This is a genomic window from Mesorhizobium sp. M1396, from assembly GCF_040317725.1.
Taxonomy (GTDB): domain Bacteria; phylum Pseudomonadota; class Alphaproteobacteria; order Rhizobiales; family Rhizobiaceae; genus Mesorhizobium.
The window spans coordinates 55,503-73,441 of the sequence record NZ_JAMYLA010000015.1 but is presented as its reverse complement, the minus strand read 5'-3'; the positions used below and the strand labels follow the sequence as shown (position 1 = coordinate 73,441).

Below are 17,939 nucleotides of genomic sequence, written 5' to 3'. Positions count from 1 at the left end.
TGTTGGCTCGGTCTGGCAAATGATTGCTCGTCTTCGACGCGCCATGCGATGGCAATCGCTCCCGCTCTTCACTGGCTTCGCGGTGTTGGCGCTGATCGTCGGCAGCCGCGCCATGCTGGTCGAGGGCCAAAGGGCCAATCGCGCCGCCGCGCGAGAGGCAAGCGAGTATCAGGAATTGCTTTCCGGCCTGCTTTCGCTGGCGCAAGACGCGGAGGGCGGCCAGCGCGGCTATCTGCTGACCGGCGAGAAATCCTATCTCGAACCCTATCGGCGGGCTGTCGGCGCAATTCCGGGGCAACTTGCACGCATCGACAGCATGACGGCCCCGGACGACCAGGTCGTCCAGCAGATCAACCATATCAAGGACGCGCTTTCGCAAAAGCAGGCTGAACTGGCCGAGACGATTGCGCTGTACGACCAGGGCAATGCGACGAAGGCGCTGGATCTGGTCCGCAGCGGCCAGGGCAAGGCCGTCATGAACGAAATCCGGACCAGCATGGATACGATCCGACGCATCGGCGCCGCCGCCGTCGCCGCGCGCGACAGCCGTACCGACCAGGTCGAAGCCTGGCTGCGCATCGTTTCATTGGCGGCGCTGCTGGCGATCTTCCTGCTTGGCGCCTACACGATCAGGCAATCGCGCCGCCGCTTCCGCGAGGTGGTCCTCGCCCAGGAAGAACTGATGCGTAAGAACATCGCGCTCGGCCATGAGATCCAGACACGCGAAAAGGCCGAATCCCAGATACGCCAGATGCAGAAGATGGAAGCGGTCGGCCAGCTGACGGGCGGAATCGCCCACGATTTCAACAACATGCTGGCTGTGATCATCAGTGCCATGAACCTCGCCCAGCGCAAGCTCGCGCGCGGCGAACACGACATCGAAAAATTCATCGAAGCGGCGGTCGACGCGGCAAACCGTGCCGCCAATCTGACGGCCCGGCTTCTCGCCTTCTCGCGCCAGCAGCCGCTGGCGCCGCAGATCGTCGACGCCAACCGTCTGCTGACCGGAATGTCGGACCTGATCCGGCGGGCGCTCGGCGAAACCATCCGCATCGAAACCGTGCTGGCGGGCGGCTTATGGAAGATCCATGCCGACCCGAGTCAGATCGAGAACGCCATTCTCAACCTCGCCGTCAACGCGCGTGACGCCATGGGCGATGGCGGCAGGCTGACCATCGAGACCGCCAACAGCCATCTCGACGACAGCTACGCCGCCACCCATGCCGATGTCGAGGCGGGCCAGTATGTGATGATCGCCGTCAGCGACACCGGTTCGGGCATGGCCCCCGAAATCATAGCCAAGGCTTTCGAGCCCTTTTTCACCACCAAACCGGTCAACAAGGGAACCGGCCTGGGACTGAGCCAGGTGTTCGGTTTCGTCAAACAGTCGGGTGGCCACGTCAAGATCTATTCCGAACCCGGCGAAGGCACGACGGTCAAGATCTACTTGCCGCGATTCTTCGACCCGGAGGAGCCTGTCATGCCGAGCGGGCGCGGCGAGAACCCTGCGGCTCCGATCACCGAAACGATCCTTGTCGTCGAGGACGATGCCCGCGTGCGCGCCTCCACCACGGATGCCTTGCGCGAACTCGGCTACACCGTCATCCATGCCGCAAGTGGCCAGGAGGCGTTGCAGAAGCTGGCGGAAAACCCCGGCATCGCACTTCTGTTCACCGATATCGTCATGCCGGTCATGAACGGCCGCAAGCTGGCGGAAGAAGCGGTCGCGCGCATGCCGCGGCTCAAGGTCATCTTCACCACCGGCTTCACCAGGAACGCCGTGGTCCACAATGGTGTGCTCGACCATGACGTGCACTTCCTGGCCAAGCCCTTCACCATCGAACAGTTGGCGGCGAAACTGCGCGACGTGCTGGACACGAATTAGGCCGTATCGGAAATGATCCTGGTCGCTTCAGCCTGACGCAGCCGAGCTTGTCCACAGGCCGGGATAATCGACTACGAACCCGCGCGGCGAAACCTCGAGGACCTTGTCATAGCCGAACATGGGCGCGGCATAGGCGTAGCGAGCCTCATCGAGACGGCGGTAACTCTGTTCGAGGCGCACCAGCTTGATCTCGGGGAAGGTCAGGTAGGCGGCCGGGGCGGGCGTCGCCTCGCCGATGCCGAGGTCGAACCGGCGGATCGCCAACAGCTTCGATGCGCCCGGCGGGCCAATTGTGTTTCGATGAGGTTCCCGACAGGTGACATGTCCTGACTGAACCTGTTGCTTTGGCCGCATCGAAAAATGCTGCCTTGACATTCGCGGTGTCACGCCCGACTTCCTAGCGCATGACCCGAAATCGGAGTCGATTTCGAAAAGGATCATGCGCAGAATCTAAAGTGCTACAGCGTCCTTTGCGCATCCAAAAGGACGCGCGGCGCTATAGTGTCGAGGAGACCAACCGATGCCAGAGCCCCGACGATCGACGATCGATGCCGGAGAAGTGGAACGCTTTTCCGCTCTTGCCGCCGAATGGTGGAACCCGAACGGCAAGTTCCGTCCGCTGCACAAATTCAATCCGGTCCGGCTGTCCTATATCCGCGACCAGATAGCGACGCGCTTTGGCCGCGATCCGCGCGCGGCAAGACCATTCGAGGGCCTGCGCATCCTCGACATCGGCTGCGGCGGCGGCCTGTTATGCGAGCCGATGGCGCGTCTTGGCGCCGAGGTGGTGGGCGCGGATGCCTCCGAAACAAACATCGAAGTGGCGAAGCTGCACGCGGCCGAGGGCAATGTCAGCGTCGACTACCGCGCCACGACGGCCGAGGACCTTGCCGACGCCGGTGAGAAATTCGACGTCATCCTCAACATGGAAGTGGTCGAGCATGTCGCCGACATCGATCTGTTCGTCGCCAAATGCGGCGAGATGGTCCGGCCGGGCGGCATCATGTTCGTGGCCACCATCAACCGCACGCTGAAGGCGCTCGGTCTGGCTATCATCGGCGCCGAATACGTGCTGCGCTGGCTGCCGCGCGGCACCCACCAGTTCGGCAAGCTGGTGCGCCCGGAAGAGCTTGAGAAGGCACTTGGCAGGGCTGGCCTCACCGTCATCGACCGCACCGGAGTCACCTACAATCCGCTCGCCGACCGTTGGGCGCGCTCGAAGGACATGGACGTCAACTACATGGTGCTGGCGGAAAAAAGTTCGGTCTGACCCTATTCAGAATCGAGCGGCCGATAGCCGCCGCGCCAGTAGATCACCTTGGGCGGCTCGGCCGACACCGGTGGCGAAGAGAACGAAACCGGCGCCGGCTGAGGCGCGAAGGCGCTCACGCCGCCTGGCTTTGCGCCTTCGTGCTGATCTGATTTTGTGCACTGGTGGTGATGAAAACGCCGGCGGTGATGATGACTGCGCCCGCCCAGGTCAGCAGCTGATAGTGCTCGCCCAGAAAGATCGTGCCGGCAAACAAGCCGACGGCCGCCGCCACGTAGCCGATCTGGCTGAGGTAGACCGGACCGCCGACCGCCTGCAGCCGGAAGAAGAAGGCGAACATCGCCGACGCCGACGCAGCCTGCGCGACGACCACCATCGGCACGCCGCTCAGGGGAGCGAAGGCCTCGACGCCGAACAGAGCAAGAATTCCGACAAGCAGTATCGCCGCCGATGCCAGATGGCTGCCGACGGCAAGCTCGATGGGGCCGGTGCCTTCAGGCCAGTCGACCGTGCGGTAGATGTTGCCGGCGGCAAGGCTGACCGGAATCAGCAGCCCCATCACCACCCAGAACAAATCGGCCGGCTCGCCGGCCTCGCCGCGCGTCACCGCCACCATGATGGCGCCGACAAAGCCGACGGCAATGCCGACAATGCCCAGCACGTTCGGGCGCCGGACACGCAGCAGGATCGAGAACACCAGCGTGATGACCGGCGACAGCGTGAACATGATGCCGGTGTAGCCGGCGCCAAGATGCGGGATGGCCGAGAACATCAGGAGATTGGGCACGGCATAGGAGACCGTCGCGGTGACGAAGAAATAGCGCAATTTGTGCGCGGTGAGTTGGACACGCTGGCCGCGCAGCAGCAAGGAGCACAACAGCACGCCGCCGGCGCCAAGTGAGATAACGAAAGCCCAGACCATGGCCGGCACGCCGGCCGCCGTGGCGAGCTTGCCGAAGGGCAGCGTCAGGCCGAGCAGGCCGCCGGTGACGACCAGCAGGCCGAGCGCCGAATCCCAAAGAAATTTCATAATCGAACCCTGTCGCGAGCGGCCCTTGGCCAGCATTGCATCTTGCGGTAAGATAATGGAAAGATTCTTAACGTCAAGATATATGATGGTGAGACTGTTGGACAGGGCGGCAAGAGCGATCGAGCAATGGAAGCGGGAGCGGCCCGATCTGGACGTCTCGCCGATGGCCGTGCTCGGGCGGCTGAACGAGGCCTCCTCGCTGATCGCCCGCGAGCGGCTGGCGCCGTTGTTTGCCCGTTACGGACTGCAGTCCGGGGAATTCGATGTGCTGGCGACGCTGCGCCGCTCGGGATCACCTTACGCGCTGACGCCGACCGCCCTCTATGAAGCGACGATGGTGACGTCCGGCGCCATGACCAACCGGCTCGACCGGCTCGAAACGTCCGGATTGATCCTGCGCGGACCACATCCCAACGATCGGCGCGGCATTGTCGTGCGGTTGACCGAAAAGGGTCTCGCTTTGATCGACGAGGCAGTTACCGCCCACGTTGCCAACGAGCACGAGATTCTAGCGAGCCTGACACATGCAGAAAAGGAAACGCTCTCTCGGCTGCTTGAGAAATTGATCGGCAGCGTGAGCTAGCCGGTCAATTTCGATCATCCGGGAACACCGGAATCGGCATGAACTCGACGCCGTCCTCGGCCAGGCTCTTGGCCTCGTCCAGCGTCGCCTCGCCATAGATGCCGCGCGCGTCGCTTTCGCCGAAATGGATTTTTCGGGCTTCCTCGGCGAATTTGTCACCGACATAGTCGGCATTCTCGCGCACCTTCTCGGCCATCGCCTTCAGCTGCGCCAAAGCCTGCTTCTGCGCCTCGCCCATGGCGAGCGCGATCGTTTCCTGCTTGCGCGCCGTGGAGACGGCCGGCGCCATCAGCGCTTTCCGCACCTTGTGCGAGCCGCAGGTCGGGCAATCGACAAAGCCGCGCTTCTTCTGGGTGTCGAAATCGTCGTTGCTGCGAAACCAGCCTTCGAATTCGTGCTCATGCTCGCAGATCAGGGCAAAACGGATCAAGAGGCCGCTCCCCTGAGACGCGGCGCCTCGCCCAGGCCGGCATTGACAGCAAAATCCCGCGCATTTTTCAAATTGGGGATCTTCTTGCGCGCGGCAAGCGACTGCGCCGGGTCGATCTCCGCGACGATCACCGCCGGCTCGTCATGCGCGGCTTCCGCGATGATACGGCCCCACGGATCGACGATCAGCGAATGACCGTAGGTCTCGCGGCCGTCTTCATGCAGGCCGCCTTGCGCGGCGGCAACGACATAGGCGCCGTTCTCGATGGCGCGCGCCCTGAGCAGCACATGCCAGTGCGCCTCGCCCGTCTGGCGGGTGAAGGCGGCAGGCACGGAAAGCAGGTCGGCGCCAGCCAGTGCCTCGGCGCGGAACAATTGCGGAAAGCGCAAATCGTAGCAGACCGCGAAACCCAGTTTCGCGCCGTCGATCTCGGTGACGACGGCCTCGGTGCCCGGCTCGTAGGCGGCGGATTCGCGCCAGCTCTCGCCATTGTCGAGATCGACGTCGAACATATGGATCTTGTCGTAGGTGGCGAGCGTGGCGCCATCCGGGCCGAACAGCAGCGCCCGGTTGGCGAGCTTGCCATCGGCGCGCAGGATGGCGGTCGAGCCGATATGCAGGAAGACGCCGAACTCCTTGGCCAGCTTGCGCGCGGTCGCGACGACGACATCTTTGTCCTCGGACGTGAAGGACGCGGCTCGCGCTTGCCTGTCGCGGATCAGCGCGCCGGTCATTTCCGGCGTCTGGATATAGATGGCGCCTTGGCTTGCCGCTTCACGTACCAGCCGTTCGAGATCGACCGCGTTGCGCTCGGGGCTTTCGCCTGAACGCATCTGGATTGCAGCCGCCTTGAAAACACCCATCTCAATCTTCCTCAATTCGTCGCGCCGTTGGCGAGCAGTTTGTCCAGCCGGCCTTCGGCTTCCAACTCGTGGAGGTCGTCGCAACCGCCGACATGCGTATCGCCGACGAAAATCTGCGGAAAGGTCGAGCGGCCGTGGGCGCGGGAGATCATCTCCTGGCGCAGCTCCGGCGAGAAGGAGGCATCGTGTTCGGTGAAGGCGACGCCTTTGCGTTCGAGCAGCCGCTTGGCTGCCGTGCAATAGCCGCACATCATGCGGGTATAGATGGTGACATCGGTCATGACGAAATTCCGCTGTTCGTTGCCGACTTATATAGTCGTGGACTCGTCCGCCCGGAAGTCCCCCGGCAACACGCGCGCGAAGGTCAGCACGTCGACGGCGGCCGCACCTCCTCTTTTCAGCGCCTTGGTGGCGGAACGCACGGTGGCGCCGGTGGTGTAGACATCGTCGATCAAAAGCACTCGGCGGCCGGCGATCTCGATTTCCGCCTCGGCGGGCACGCGAAAGGCGGCCCGCACATTCTCCTCGCGCTCAGCCCGCTCCAGCCCGACCTGCTGGCGGGTGAGTTTTACGCGCCGCACCGCCGAGGGCGCGAAGGGCAATTCGCTGAGCGCCGAGACCGCCCTTGCCAGTTCCGCCGACTGATTGAACCGTCGCCTGAAAAAGCGCCGCCAGTGCAGAGGCACCGGCACCACCACATCCGCCTGCGCGATGAGATCGGCACCGGCGCGCACCATCCAGCGCGCCATCCATGGCGCGAGATCGGTGCGATCCTGGTATTTCAGCCCCTGCACCATCTGGCGGGCGACGCCGGAATAAGCGACCGCCGCCCGCGCCCGCTCGAAAGGCGGCGGATCGGCAATGGCCTCGGCGGACAGAAAGCCTTCGCCCATATGGTGGGTGAACGGCGTGCCCATCACCGGGCACCATGGCCGTTCCAGCAGCCTGAGCTTCGGCCAGCAGGCGCCGCAGAGCACGCCGGGCTGCGAGACATGCCGCCGGCAGCCGGCGCACACCGGCGGAAATAGGATGCGAGCCGGCCAGCCGAGAGCCGATCGGGCGAGACTGCGGATCTCGATGGACTTGATCTTGGGCATCGGATCGGCCACGTGGTTGGTCCTGCGCGTCACTATATCCACTATCTTAGAGCATGGACAAACAAGGATCCGCCCGTTGCAACCGATAATGGATACCTCTCTGTGGCTGGTGCACAAGCGGCGCGCGCTTGCCCAGCCGGCCGACGGCGCGGACTTCCTCATGCGCCGCACCGCCGAGGATCTTGCCGACCGGCTGGGTGCCGTCGAGCGCCGGTTCGGCAAGGCGGCTGTGCTGTTTTGCCAGACGTCGGCGGCAGCCGAAATACTCGCCGAGAGCGGCAAGGTCGCCGACATTGTTCGCGTCGAGACGGACACGGCTTTCCTGAACGGCGGCGCCGGCTTGATCGCACCGCTCGAAACCGTGCCGTTCGAGCCGGAGAGCCTCGATCTGGCGGTCTCGCTTCTGTCGCTGCAGGCGATGAACGACGTTCCCGGCATGCTGATCCAGATCCGCCGAGCGTTGCGGCCGGACGGGCTTTTCCTCGGCGCCTTTGCCGGCTCCGGCACGCTTTTCGAGTTGCGCGAAAGCCTGCTTGCGGCGGAGACCGAGCTTTATGGCGGCGCCAGCCCGCGTGTCATCCCGTTCACCGACGTGCGCGAGGCCGGTGCGCTTCTGCAGCGCGCCGGTCTCGCTCTGCCGGTCGCCGATGTCGAGACGGTGACGGTGCGCTATGCCAGCCTGTTTAACCTGATGGCGGACCTGCGGGCCATGGGCGAGACCAATGCGCTCACCGATCGCAGCCGGCGGCCGGGCTCGCGCAAGCTGTTTGCCCGTGCGGCGGAAATCTACGCAGAGCGGTTTTCCGACCCCGATGGCCGCGTGAGGGCAAGTTTCTCGATTGTCTGGATGTCCGGCTGGGCGCCCGACGCATCGCAGCAAAAACCGCTGAAGCCGGGTTCGGCCAAGGTTTCGCTGAAGGCAATCCTGGAGGCGCCAGACGGGCAATGATCCTGCCCGCGGGCGCTAGAGCATGATGCCGAAAAGTGTGAAGCGGTTTTCGGACGACATCATGCTCTATCTCTTTGAATTAGTCCGGATCAAGGTGTGAAAGCGTTCGCAAGCCTGCTGCTGTTGTCGCTGAACAGCCAGATGATCCCGTCGCGGACCTGACCGATACCGCCGACGATGGCCAATGACAGCACGGCGATGATCACGCCATATTCGACGGCCGTGGCGCCCGTCTCGTCTTTCAGAAAACGCAGCAGCACTGCTTTCATGGCCTGAACCCCTCTCGTCCGGACCTTACCGCCGACCTGTTAAGAAAGGTTAACGGCAAAGGCTTAACAGGCGGTGAAACCGCCGCCTTTGCGAAAACTATTAACCATGTCAGCAGTCGCCGCTGCTTCTGCCATTGGACCTGATGATGCAGACCGAACCGGGCTGCGGCTGCAGCACACTGCGGCGCAGCGTATAGGTTTCGCGATGGCTCACCGAGCCGGTGGCCGTCATGTCGAGCCCGGCAAGACCGTCGCGAGCAGACAGCGGGCGTGTCTGGTTGTCGAGGAAAGAGGTTGCGATCAGCGCCAGCGCCACAGCGGCCGAACCGAACAGCAGCGTGATGCGTAATATCCCCATGCCCGCGTCGGCGGCGCGAAAGCCACGCTCGGGCCGGATCGAGTCCCAATCCCTGTCTAGGCTCATGCTATCGCTCCCCAGCGTATCGGCGGCGCGGCCGCGAACGGCCATGCATCAATTTTTCACGATGAGATAAATCTTCCATTAACGCTGGCTGATACGACATCGGCAATCGGACGGGAGCGCCCTCAGAGAAGATCGATGAGGAACGGGATCAGCGGCGCATCGGCCGGCGGCATCGGGTAGTCGCGCATCTGCTTTGGCCGCACCCATTTCAGCGCCTGCCCTTCCCTCGGGTGGGCGATGCCGCGAAAGCGCCGGCAGATGAACAGCGGCATCAGCAGATGGAAGTCGTCATAGGAGTGGCTGGCGAAGGTGAGCGGCGCCAGGCACGGAATGTCGGTTTCGACGCCGATTTCCTCGTGCAGTTCGCGAATGATGCATTGTTCGGGCGTCTCGCCGGGCTCGACCTTGCCGCCGGGAAATTCCCACAGCCCTGCAAGCTGCTTGCCCTCGGGCCGCTGCGCCAGCAACACCCGGCCGTCGGCATCGACCAGCGCGCAGGCGGCGACCAGAAGCAGGCGCTTGCCGGCGATCGTCACATCAATCATGCCCAACTTCACTCATGCCCGGGCGGCCGGCGGTAGTGGTAGCGATAGACTTCGTCGAAGCCGAGCGAATGGTAGAGCGCCAGCGCCGGCACATTGCCGGCCTCGACCTGCAGCCAGGCTTCCCGCGCGCCACGCAGCCGCGCCCATTTCAGTGCCGACAGGATCAGGTTGCGGCCGTGGCCCTTGTTGCGCGCCGACTTGTCGGTGGCGATCTCGAACAGGCCGGCCAGATCGCCGTCATGCACGCAGATAAGCGTTGCCAGCGGCTCGGTTCCATCTTCGAGCGCGAACAATCCGGCCTCGGGCTGGATGGCACCGATGATCTCCGACAGCCCAGGCCGCAGCGAAACATCCGAACCGCTGACCTTGAGCGAGGCGCCGATAAAGCGGCTGATGTCCTTCAGCGGAATCTGGTCCATGGCGGCGTCGAGTTGCGCATCGGCCAGCGGCAGCCGCATCACCAGCGACTCGTCGAACCGGCTCCAGCCTTCCTTGTCGAGATGGCTGGCGAGATCGGGACCCGACAGCGGCGACATGCGGAACGTCAGCGGCCTGCCATAGGCATCGAAACGGCGGCTGGCCCGGCCGATACGGTCGGCAATGTGCTGGATGTCACCGGGATCGAGCGGATTGACCGAGTTCAGCCGCTTGGCCGGATGGCCGGCGGTCAGCCGCACCACCCAGGTGCCGTCATAGTGGACGGCGGCTGCCGGCCAGGCGCGAAAGCCGGCCGCCTCGTAGCGGCGCACGATCGCGAGCATGCTTGCCGGATGCCTGGAGCCCAAAACCATCAGCTCCGATAATCGCCATTGATGGCGACATATTCCTTGGTGAGATCGCAGGTCCACACCGTCGCCTTGCCGCGGCCGATGCCGATATCGGCGCGGATGCGGATATCGTCGCGCTTCATATAGGCCGACGTCGCCTGCTCGGAATAGGAAGGATCGCGCTCGCCTTCATGCGCCAGCCTGTTGTCGCCGAACCAGATCGACAGCCGGTCGCGATCGGCGGGCTCGCCGGCCTTGCCGACGGCCATGACGACGCGGCCCCAATTGGCGTCCTCGCCGGCGACCGCCGTCTTGACCAGCGGCGAATTGGCGATCGACAGCGCGATACGCTTGGCCGAGCGCGCCGATTTGGCGCCGGTGACGGTGACCTCGACCTGCTTGCGGGCACCCTCGCCGTCGCGCACCACTTGCAGCGCCAGCGATTTCAGCACCTTGCCGAGCGCCCGGCGGAACGCGCCAAGGCGGGCATCCTTAGGGTCGGTTATCTCAGGCGCGCCGCGCTTGGCGGCCTTGCCCGTGGCGAAGATCAGCAGCGTGTCGCTGGTCGAGGTGTCGCTGTCGACGGTGACCGCGTTGAAGGTCTTGGCCGTGCCGCGCGACAACAGATCCTGCAGGACGGGTGCCGCGATCGGCGCGTCGGTGGCGATGAAGGAGAGCATCGTTGCCATGTCGGGCGCGATCATGCCGGCGCCCTTGGAGATGCCGTTGATGGTGACGTCGGTGTCGCCGAGCTTGACGGTCGCTGTCGCCACTTTCGGATAGGTGTCCGTGGTCATGATCGCCTTTGCCGCTTCGGTCCACAGGTCAGGCTTGCCGTTGCTGACCAGACCGGCCAGCAGATGGCTGAACTTGCTGGTGTCGAGCGGCTCGCCGATGACGCCGGTCGACGCCAGGAAAACCTCGCTTGCCTTGCAGCCCGCCGCCTTCGCCGCCGCCTCGCCCGTCAGTGCGGTCGACTCGCGGCCCTTCTTGCCGGTAAAGGCGTTGGCGTTGCCGGAATTGACGACCAGCACCCGCGCCTTGCCGGACCCGAGATTCTGCCGGCAGAAATCGACCGGCGCCGAGGGGCATTTCGATTTCGTGAATACGCCGGCGACCGCGGTGCCTTCGTCGAAGACCATGGTCAGCAGATCGGTGCGGTTTTTGTACTTTATCCCCGCCTCGGCGGTGGCGATGCGCACCCCCTCGATGGCCGGCATTTTGGGGTACTTCTTCGGCGCAAGCGGCGAAATCGTCGTGGACATGCAGACCTCGGGCGGCAAAAATCGCAAGGGAAGGCCGGTTTGCCCGATACGCCGCGCGGGCGCAAGGGCGTTGTCTTCGCTTTGCAGGACGGGCCAACTCGGGATTAAACCTGCATTTCAAATCTGTTGGCGTCGCCGCGAGCTATAGCGTTATGAGGTCATCGAGGGCAATGACCTCGGCAAGCGTGAACTCGAACGCAGTATCGGCGAGTTCTCCCCATTCATGCCGATAGGAATTTCTTCCTTGACCCGTGAGGGCAGCTATGCTACATGTTCGACCATGGTGCTGATTGCGCCAGTGACCCGCCGCACAGGCGGGTTTTTGCGTTGGGGGCTTCGCCAACCAACACGCTGATAAAGGCTCCAAAGGAATTGATTATCGCGGACTCGTTGCCCGGCGCGACCATCACCGCCCTCCAGAAGCTTGAAAACGGTCCGTTTCGTTTCACCGGGGCCTCGCTTATACTGCCAGCAAACTTGTTGGCGAGGATGACAGAAATGACCGAGGACGCCGATCCGGCGCGCAGATCGATCGGTGCGCGGCGCAACCCCGACAGCGCCGATGCCATTCTCGAAGCCGCCGAGGCCGTGCTGGTCGAGGCCGGCTATGCCGGTTTCTCGATCGAGGCGGTGGCGCGGCGGGCGCGTGCCGGCAAACCCACCATCTATCGCTGGTGGCCGAGCAAGGCGGCATTGCTGCTCGAAGTCTACCAGCGCCAGAAACGCGTCGACGTTCCCGATACCGGGCGACTGGAGGAGGATCTCGTCGGCTTCCTGAAGAACCTGTTCTCGCACTGGCGCGAGACGTCGTCGGGCAGCGTGTTCAGGTCGCTGATCGCCGAGGCACAGTCGGATGATACGGCGGCGGCGGCCCTTGCCGACTATGCGCTGGGCCGACGGTCCCATACCGGCCAGATCATCGAACGCGCAAAGGCAAGAGGCGAAATCCCGGCCGACATCGATTCGGCTGTTGTTGCCGACCTGATCGCCTCCTTCGCCTGGAGGCATCTGTTGACCAACCGGCTCGACGAGGACGAAGCGACGATACGCAAGGCAGTCGGTTACGTGATGCGAGGCATAGCGGCGCCCGGAAGGTAAAAGGCGACCGATGCTGGCCAACGAAAAAGGGGCGCGGCAACCCTTGGCTGCCGCGCCCCTTTGCAAAGAATTCTTTCAGGCTTACTTGGCGCTTTCCAGCGTATCGACCGCCTTCTTCAGTTTCGCGTCGGGGATCTCGACCTTGGCGCCGGCGCGCAGCGACTTGACCAGCGCGAAATACTTGTCGCGGATGACCGCCTGCTTGGCCTGGTCCTTGACGTCGTCGAAGGCCGGCGGCTGCTTGGTGCGCTTGTCCTCGAGCTTGATGACATGCCAGCCGAACTGCGACTGCACCGGCTGCTCGGTGTACTTGCCGACCTCGAGCGCAAAGGCCGCCTTGTCGAACTCCGGCACCATCTGGCCAGGTCCGAACCAGCCGAGATCGCCGCCACTGGTCTTGCCCGAGGGATCGCTGGTGTGCTCGTTGGCGAGCTTCTGGAAATCGGCGCCGCCGTCGAGCTGCTTGATGATGGCCTCGGCCTCTTCCTTCGTCTTCACGAGGATGTGACGGGCGTGCACCTCGTTGGTGGGCGGCGTGTTGGCGATCTCCTGGTCGTAGCGGGCGCGAACCTCGGCGTCGGTGACCTTGTCGACAACGCCCTTCTCGACCATCTCGCCATGCAGCGCGCGCTGCTGCAGGAAGGCCATGCGGCGCTGGAAGTCGGGATCCTTGTCGAGCCCTGACGCGACGGCCTGGGCGGCCATGACGCGGATTTCGATGGCGGCCGAAAGGGCGGCGGCGCGGCGCTGCTCGGGCGGCAGCTGCGAGAATTGCTGTGACAATTCACCTTCGGCAAGTACCAGGTCGGCCTCGGTCAGGGGCTGGCCGTTGACCGTGGCGATCACCGTATTCGGATCGACCGGTGCCGCGGCCGGTGCTGTTGCATCCGCCGGAGCGGGAGCGGTTTGCTGCGCCATAAGCGGCGACAGCGAAAGGGCCGACAGGCCGAAGGCCAGACCAAGGCTGGCGAGCGACGCGCGGCGGAACAACAAGGACATAAGGTGACTCCGGTGGGGATTGTAAGGAGGGGGTGGCTTCCAGATCAGCCAGATCGTGGCGGAATTTGGCGCGCCCGGCAGGGCCAGCGCGGCGTTGACATCAGTTGAGCCCCCTCTTATCTGTCCAACGACTTTGCGTCCAGAACCGTTTTCCGGGCGCTTTTTGTGTTTGTCCACGTTCACGTGGAATTGATGGGGCCGGCCGGCGCCTATCTCAAGATTGAGAATTCTATCGAAAGGACCATTGGATGGTCAGTCTCGGCGGTCTCGCCCGTAAGGTTTTCGGTTCCTCCAACGACCGTCGGGTCAAATCGACCCGGCCTCGTGTCGAGGCGATCAACGCCATGGAAAACGAGATGCAGGCGCTCTCCGACGAGGAGTTGGTCGGCCGCACCGCGAAATTCCGCCAGGACATCGCCAACGGCGCCACGCTCGATGACCTTTTGGTGCCCGCCTTTGCTACTGCCCGCGAGGCAGCGCGCCGCGTGCTCGGCATGCGCCCCTTCGATGTCCAGCTGATCGGCGGCATGGTGCTGCACAATGGCGGCATTGCCGAGATGCGCACCGGCGAGGGCAAGACCCTGGTCGCGACGCTGCCGGTCTACCTCAACGCGCTCGCCGGCAAGGGCGTCCACGTCGTCACCGTCAACGACTATCTTGCCACCCGCGACTCCGAATGGATGGGCCGCGTCTACAAATTCCTCGGCCTCTCGGTCGGCGTCATCGTGCACGGCCTGTCCGACGAGGAGCGCAGCGCCGCTTACGCCGCCGACGTCACTTACGCGACCAACAACGAGCTCGGCTTCGACTATCTGCGCGACAACATGAAATACGAGCGCGCCCAGATGGTGCAGCGCGGTCACAATTACGCGATCGTCGACGAGGTCGATTCCATCCTGGTCGACGAGGCGCGCACGCCGCTGATCATTTCCGGTCCGCTCGAGGACCGTTCGGAAATGTACAACACCATCGACACCTTCATCATCCAGCTGCAGCCGCAGGATTATGAGATCGACGAGAAGCAGAAGACCTCGATCTTCACCGAGGAAGGCACCGAGAAGCTCGAAAACCTTTTGCGCGACGCCGACCTGCTCAAGGGCGAGTCGCTCTACGACGTCGAGAACGTCGCCATCGTCCACCATGTCAACAACGCGCTGAAGGCGCACCGGCTGTTCCAGAAGGACAAGGACTACATCGTCCGCAACGGCGAAATCGTCATCATCGACGAGTTCACCGGCCGCATGATGCCGGGCCGCCGCTATTCGGAAGGCCTGCACCAGGCGCTCGAAGCCAAGGAGCATGTGGCGATCCAGCCGGAGAACCAGACGCTCGCCTCCGTCACCTTCCAGAACTATTTCCGCCTCTACAAGAAGCTTTCCGGCATGACCGGCACGGCGCTGACCGAAGCCGAGGAATTCGGCAACATCTACAATCTCGACGTCACCGAGATCCCGACCAACCTGCCGGTCATCCGCATTGACGAGGACGACGAGGTCTACCGGACGGTCGAGGAGAAATACAAGGCGATCGTCAGGGAGATCCGCGAAGCCAGCGCCAAGGGTCAGCCGACGCTGGTCGGCACCACCTCCATTGAAAAATCCGAGCAGCTGGCCGAACGCCTGCGCAAGGAAGGCTTCAAGGACTTCGAGGTGCTGAACGCCCGCCACCACGAGCGCGAGGCGGCGATCGTCGCCCAGGCCGGCAAGCCCGGCGCCATCACCATCGCCACCAACATGGCTGGTCGCGGCACCGACATCCAGCTCGGCGGTAACGCCGACATGCGCATCGCCGACGAGCTGGGCGACATGCCGGAAGGCCCCGAGCGCGCGGCCATGGAAAAGGCCATCCGTGACGACGTCGAGCGCCTGAAGGAAAAGGCGCTCGCCGCCGGCGGCCTCTACGTGCTCGCCACCGAACGCCACGAATCGCGCCGCATCGACAATCAGCTGCGCGGCCGCTCCGGTCGTCAGGGCGACCCCGGCCGCTCGAAATTCTTCCTGTCGCTGCAAGATGATCTGATGCGCATCTTCGGCTCCGAGCGCATGGACGGCATGCTGCAGAAGCTCGGCCTCAAGGAAGACGAGGCCATCATCCATCCCTGGATCAACAAGGCGCTGGAAAAGGCGCAGAAGAAGGTCGAGGCGCGCAACTTCGACATCCGCAAGAACCTTTTGAAATACGACGACGTCTCCAACGACCAGCGCAAGGTGGTGTTCGAGCAGCGCATCGAGCTGATGGATGGTGAAGGCCTCTCTGAAACCATCGGCGAGATGCGCGAGGGCGTCATCGACGAGATCGTCGCCAAGGCCATTCCCGAAAACGCCTATGCCGAGCAGTGGGATGTCGCCGGCTTGAAGTCCGAGGTCGCCGAGTTCCTCAATCTCGACCTGCCGATCGACGAGTGGGCCAAGGAAGAGGGCATCGCCGAGGACGACATCCGCGAGCGCATCACGCAGGCCGCCGACGCCGCCGCCAGGGAGCGCGCCGAGCGCTTCGGCCCGGAGGTGATGAGCTATGTCGAACGTTCGGTGGTGCTGCAGACGCTCGACCATCTGTGGCGCGAGCACATCGTCAATCTCGACCATCTGCGTTCGGTCGTCGGCTTCCGCGGCTACGCCCAGCGCGATCCGCTGCAGGAGTACAAGAGCGAGGCGTTCGAGCTGTTCCAGGCGATGCTGGGCAATCTGCGGCAGGCCGTCACCGCACAGCTGATGCGCGTCGAACTGGTCCGCCAGGCCGCCGAAGCACCGCCTCCGGAAGCCCCCGACATGTTCGGCACCCACATCGACGGCACCACCGGCGAGAACGACTTCGAAGGCGGCGAGACCGCCCTCCTGGTCCGCCCGGAGACAACCGCCATCGTCGCCCCCGAAGACCGCGACCCCAACAATCCTGCCACCTGGGGCAAGGTCGGCCGCAATGAAGCCTGCCCGTGTGGGTCGGGGAAGAAATACAAGCATTGCCACGGCGCTTTCGCGTAAGCGCGGCGCCTCTTTCCCTTCTCCCCGTCACTATACGGGGAGAAGGTGCCCGAAGGGCGGATGAGGGGCGGCGCAAGCGTTTGCGACTAGCCAAGCCAATCTCCCCACCTGAGGGGGAGATGGCCGGCAGGCCAGAGGGGGGTGCTGTCCCGCCGCGCCTACGCTGCTTTCAGCCGCACCATCTCAGCCTCGAACTCGAACCTCAACTGCGCGGCTTTCCTCATTCGGTGTGGATAGGCTGTTGCGAACGGGCGATGGCCGCAGCGCAAATCTCCGGTCTAATGTAGCAAACGGACCAGAGGTGGCGCGGGGATCGCTAGCCGCATAGACCGCCCCCCTGCCCGAGCTTCTTTTGCCTTGTCGCGGCTAGGTCCGCTTGGCTGCCTGCTTTTCGCGGCGCTCTTTCTCGCGGGCGGACCGCATTGCGCGGCGGTAATCAACAATCCAGCCGGAACTGAACTGCGGCATGAGTTGCATAGGAAGCCGCAATCGCTTGCCGTCTTGGATTGCTTTTGCGATCTTTGCCCTGCTCGGCCCGAACAAGAACAGGAACGTCGATTCCATATCAGTGTTTCCCGTTTTCATATCGAAAACGGTTTGATATTCCAGAAGTCCGTCCAAATTGAATCCGAGGCCTCGTTCGTCAGTTTTCCCAAAAGCGCTAAGCAAATAGTCGCCCTCGCTATCCGGCTGTATGATCTTTGGAATTTTGGAAATGGGCAGTGACGTCGAAGGCCGGCGAGTTCCCGGCATTTCGCACCCTTATGAAAACCTGGGGATCGCTGCTGCCGTAATAAACAGCCGTTCCGCCGGTGACGGCAAGATACGCACGGGTCTCCAGTTCGCCCATTTCGCGAGTGGTGGCAACGGCATCTTCGGCGGCGGCGGTCGCTCGTTGATTGACAACCAGCGTGTTTCTGACCAGCCACACAGCCCAAGTGCTAACGCATACGCTGAAGAGAGCGGAGAACGCTGCGATCCACTGTGCGTACGTATCAGACGGCGTAGTGTAGGTTTTCCAGAAGCTGGGCGGCTGGACTGGCTTTTCGTCCCCGTCGGCTTTCTGCTCGTTGTGCTGCTGTCCGTTTTTGCTATCGGCTGGATCACGAAACCCCGGAACCGCCCAGACAAGAACTAAAAGGGCAATCCCGAGGCCTATGGCTAGGCCAAGTGCAGTGTCTGCGATCCTATCGCGCTGAGACATTGAAGTAAAAACGCCGCCGTGAATTTGCCCCTAGAGAGCTTATTGCGCACGTTTACCTCTTTCTCGTCAACGCCCATCGCATTCAGCTTTTCAACGAGCTGCGAATAGGTGACGCCCTTCCGCCGAAAGCCGCACCGCCTGCCGGCACCTAGCCCTTCGCTATCGCTCCGGGCGTTCGCCGTTCGAAAAGCCAAGCAATTGGCTTTTCGTCCGCTGCGCGGACCACGCCTCACCCCCGTATAGGGACGGGGCGAAGGAGAAGCTCACCCAACCGTTTCTT

At 63.5% G+C, this 17,939-nt stretch carries 21 protein-coding genes; 7 read left to right on the top strand and 14 right to left on the bottom strand.

What is annotated here, in order from left to right:
* Positions 1-43 precede the first annotated feature (43 nt).
* On the top strand, positions 44-1,885 hold the full coding sequence (locus tag NKH02_RS12340; RefSeq protein WP_352879038.1) for a CHASE3 domain-containing protein: 1,842 nt from the start codon (positions 44-46) through the stop codon (positions 1,883-1,885).
* A gap of 27 nt (positions 1,886-1,912) precedes the next feature.
* Here the strand turns inward: NKH02_RS12340 and NKH02_RS12335 are convergent, their stop codons facing one another.
* Positions 1,913-2,149, bottom strand: a complete 237-nt coding sequence (locus tag NKH02_RS12335; protein ID WP_352867788.1) for a putative glycolipid-binding domain-containing protein — start codon at positions 2,147-2,149, stop codon at positions 1,913-1,915.
* Between the two features lie 256 nt (positions 2,150-2,405).
* Between NKH02_RS12335 and ubiG the strand changes: the two genes are divergently transcribed.
* Entirely contained in the window at positions 2,406-3,155 is a 750-nt protein-coding gene (gene ubiG / locus NKH02_RS12330; RefSeq protein WP_352867791.1) for a bifunctional 2-polyprenyl-6-hydroxyphenol methylase/3-demethylubiquinol 3-O-methyltransferase UbiG, read from the top strand.
* 115 nt (positions 3,156-3,270) lie between these two features.
* Here the strand turns inward: ubiG and NKH02_RS12325 are convergent, their stop codons facing one another.
* On the bottom strand, positions 3,271-4,185 hold the full coding sequence (locus NKH02_RS12325) for a DMT family transporter (RefSeq protein WP_352879035.1): 915 nt from the start codon (positions 4,183-4,185) through the stop codon (positions 3,271-3,273).
* 97 nt (positions 4,186-4,282) lie between these two features.
* On the opposite strand from NKH02_RS12325, the gene NKH02_RS12320 reads away from it, so the two are divergent.
* Positions 4,283-4,768, top strand: coding sequence for a MarR family winged helix-turn-helix transcriptional regulator (locus NKH02_RS12320; protein WP_352867960.1), 486 nt, complete (start codon positions 4,283-4,285; stop codon positions 4,766-4,768).
* 4 nt (positions 4,769-4,772) lie between these two features.
* On the opposite strand, the gene NKH02_RS12315 is transcribed toward NKH02_RS12320, so the two are convergent.
* The 4 genes from NKH02_RS12315 to NKH02_RS12300 are packed head-to-tail and all read right to left on the bottom strand — an operon-like array spanning position 4,773 to position 7,170.
* Positions 4,773-5,198, bottom strand: coding sequence for a DUF1178 family protein (locus tag NKH02_RS12315; protein ID WP_352867796.1), 426 nt, complete (start codon positions 5,196-5,198; stop codon positions 4,773-4,775).
* Positions 5,195-6,061 (bottom strand): carbon-nitrogen hydrolase family protein, encoded by an 867-nt coding sequence (locus NKH02_RS12310; protein ID WP_352879032.1) that lies wholly within the window; start codon positions 6,059-6,061, stop codon positions 5,195-5,197. The genes NKH02_RS12315 and NKH02_RS12310 overlap by 4 nt, the downstream gene beginning before the upstream one ends.
* A gap of 11 nt (positions 6,062-6,072) precedes the next feature.
* Entirely contained in the window at positions 6,073-6,342 is a 270-nt protein-coding gene (gene grxC / locus NKH02_RS12305) for a glutaredoxin 3 (RefSeq protein WP_352879029.1), read from the bottom strand.
* Positions 6,343-6,369: 27 nt separating this feature from the next.
* Positions 6,370-7,170: a ComF family protein gene (locus tag NKH02_RS12300; protein ID WP_352879027.1), complete on the bottom strand. Its 801-nt coding sequence runs from the start codon at positions 7,168-7,170 to the stop codon at positions 6,370-6,372.
* A 64-nt stretch (positions 7,171-7,234) separates the two neighbouring features.
* Here NKH02_RS12300 and NKH02_RS12295 point away from each other — a divergent pair, with 64 nt between their 5' ends.
* The gene (locus tag NKH02_RS12295; RefSeq protein WP_352879024.1) at positions 7,235-8,107 is read left to right on the top strand and encodes a methyltransferase domain-containing protein; all 873 of its coding nucleotides are present in this window, start codon (positions 7,235-7,237) and stop codon (positions 8,105-8,107) included.
* Positions 8,108-8,196: 89 nt separating this feature from the next.
* On the opposite strand, the gene NKH02_RS12290 is transcribed toward NKH02_RS12295, so the two are convergent.
* The 5 genes from NKH02_RS12290 to argJ form a co-directional block, all read right to left on the bottom strand.
* The gene (locus NKH02_RS12290; protein ID WP_352867806.1) at positions 8,197-8,376 is read right to left on the bottom strand and encodes a Flp family type IVb pilin; all 180 of its coding nucleotides are present in this window, start codon (positions 8,374-8,376) and stop codon (positions 8,197-8,199) included.
* Positions 8,377-8,485: 109 nt separating this feature from the next.
* Complete coding sequence (locus tag NKH02_RS12285; protein ID WP_352879021.1) at positions 8,486-8,800, bottom strand: hypothetical protein; 315 nt, start codon at positions 8,798-8,800, stop codon at positions 8,486-8,488.
* 122 nt (positions 8,801-8,922) lie between these two features.
* The gene (locus NKH02_RS12280; protein ID WP_352879019.1) at positions 8,923-9,345 is read right to left on the bottom strand and encodes a (deoxy)nucleoside triphosphate pyrophosphohydrolase; all 423 of its coding nucleotides are present in this window, start codon (positions 9,343-9,345) and stop codon (positions 8,923-8,925) included.
* An 8-nt stretch (positions 9,346-9,353) separates the two neighbouring features.
* On the bottom strand, positions 9,354-10,106 hold the full coding sequence (locus NKH02_RS12275; protein ID WP_352867813.1) for a GNAT family N-acetyltransferase: 753 nt from the start codon (positions 10,104-10,106) through the stop codon (positions 9,354-9,356).
* 29 nt (positions 10,107-10,135) lie between these two features.
* Complete coding sequence (gene argJ / locus NKH02_RS12270; RefSeq protein ID WP_352879017.1) at positions 10,136-11,377, bottom strand: bifunctional glutamate N-acetyltransferase/amino-acid acetyltransferase ArgJ; 1,242 nt, start codon at positions 11,375-11,377, stop codon at positions 10,136-10,138.
* Positions 11,378-11,875: 498 nt separating this feature from the next.
* Between argJ and NKH02_RS12265 the strand changes: the two genes are divergently transcribed.
* Positions 11,876-12,475, top strand: coding sequence for a TetR/AcrR family transcriptional regulator (locus NKH02_RS12265; RefSeq protein ID WP_352867818.1), 600 nt, complete (start codon positions 11,876-11,878; stop codon positions 12,473-12,475).
* 81 nt (positions 12,476-12,556) lie between these two features.
* On the opposite strand, the gene NKH02_RS12260 is transcribed toward NKH02_RS12265, so the two are convergent.
* Complete coding sequence (locus NKH02_RS12260; protein WP_352879014.1) at positions 12,557-13,474, bottom strand: peptidylprolyl isomerase; 918 nt, start codon at positions 13,472-13,474, stop codon at positions 12,557-12,559.
* A gap of 248 nt (positions 13,475-13,722) precedes the next feature.
* On the opposite strand from NKH02_RS12260, the gene secA reads away from it, so the two are divergent.
* Entirely contained in the window at positions 13,723-16,455 is a 2,733-nt protein-coding gene (secA, locus tag NKH02_RS12255) for a preprotein translocase subunit SecA (RefSeq protein ID WP_352879011.1), read from the top strand.
* A 366-nt stretch (positions 16,456-16,821) separates the two neighbouring features.
* On the opposite strand, the gene NKH02_RS12250 is transcribed toward secA, so the two are convergent.
* Positions 16,822-17,076 (bottom strand): hypothetical protein, encoded by a 255-nt coding sequence (locus NKH02_RS12250; RefSeq protein ID WP_352867824.1) that lies wholly within the window; start codon positions 17,074-17,076, stop codon positions 16,822-16,824.
* Positions 17,077-17,170: 94 nt separating this feature from the next.
* On the opposite strand from NKH02_RS12250, the gene NKH02_RS12245 reads away from it, so the two are divergent.
* A complete protein-coding gene (locus tag NKH02_RS12245) occupies positions 17,171-17,593 on the top strand; it encodes a hypothetical protein (protein ID WP_352867826.1) in 423 nt (140 codons plus the stop codon).
* Between the two features lie 23 nt (positions 17,594-17,616).
* On the opposite strand, the gene NKH02_RS12240 is transcribed toward NKH02_RS12245, so the two are convergent.
* Positions 17,617-17,892, bottom strand: coding sequence for a DUF6471 domain-containing protein (locus NKH02_RS12240; protein ID WP_352867829.1), 276 nt, complete (start codon positions 17,890-17,892; stop codon positions 17,617-17,619).
* Positions 17,893-17,939: the final 47 nt, after the last annotated feature.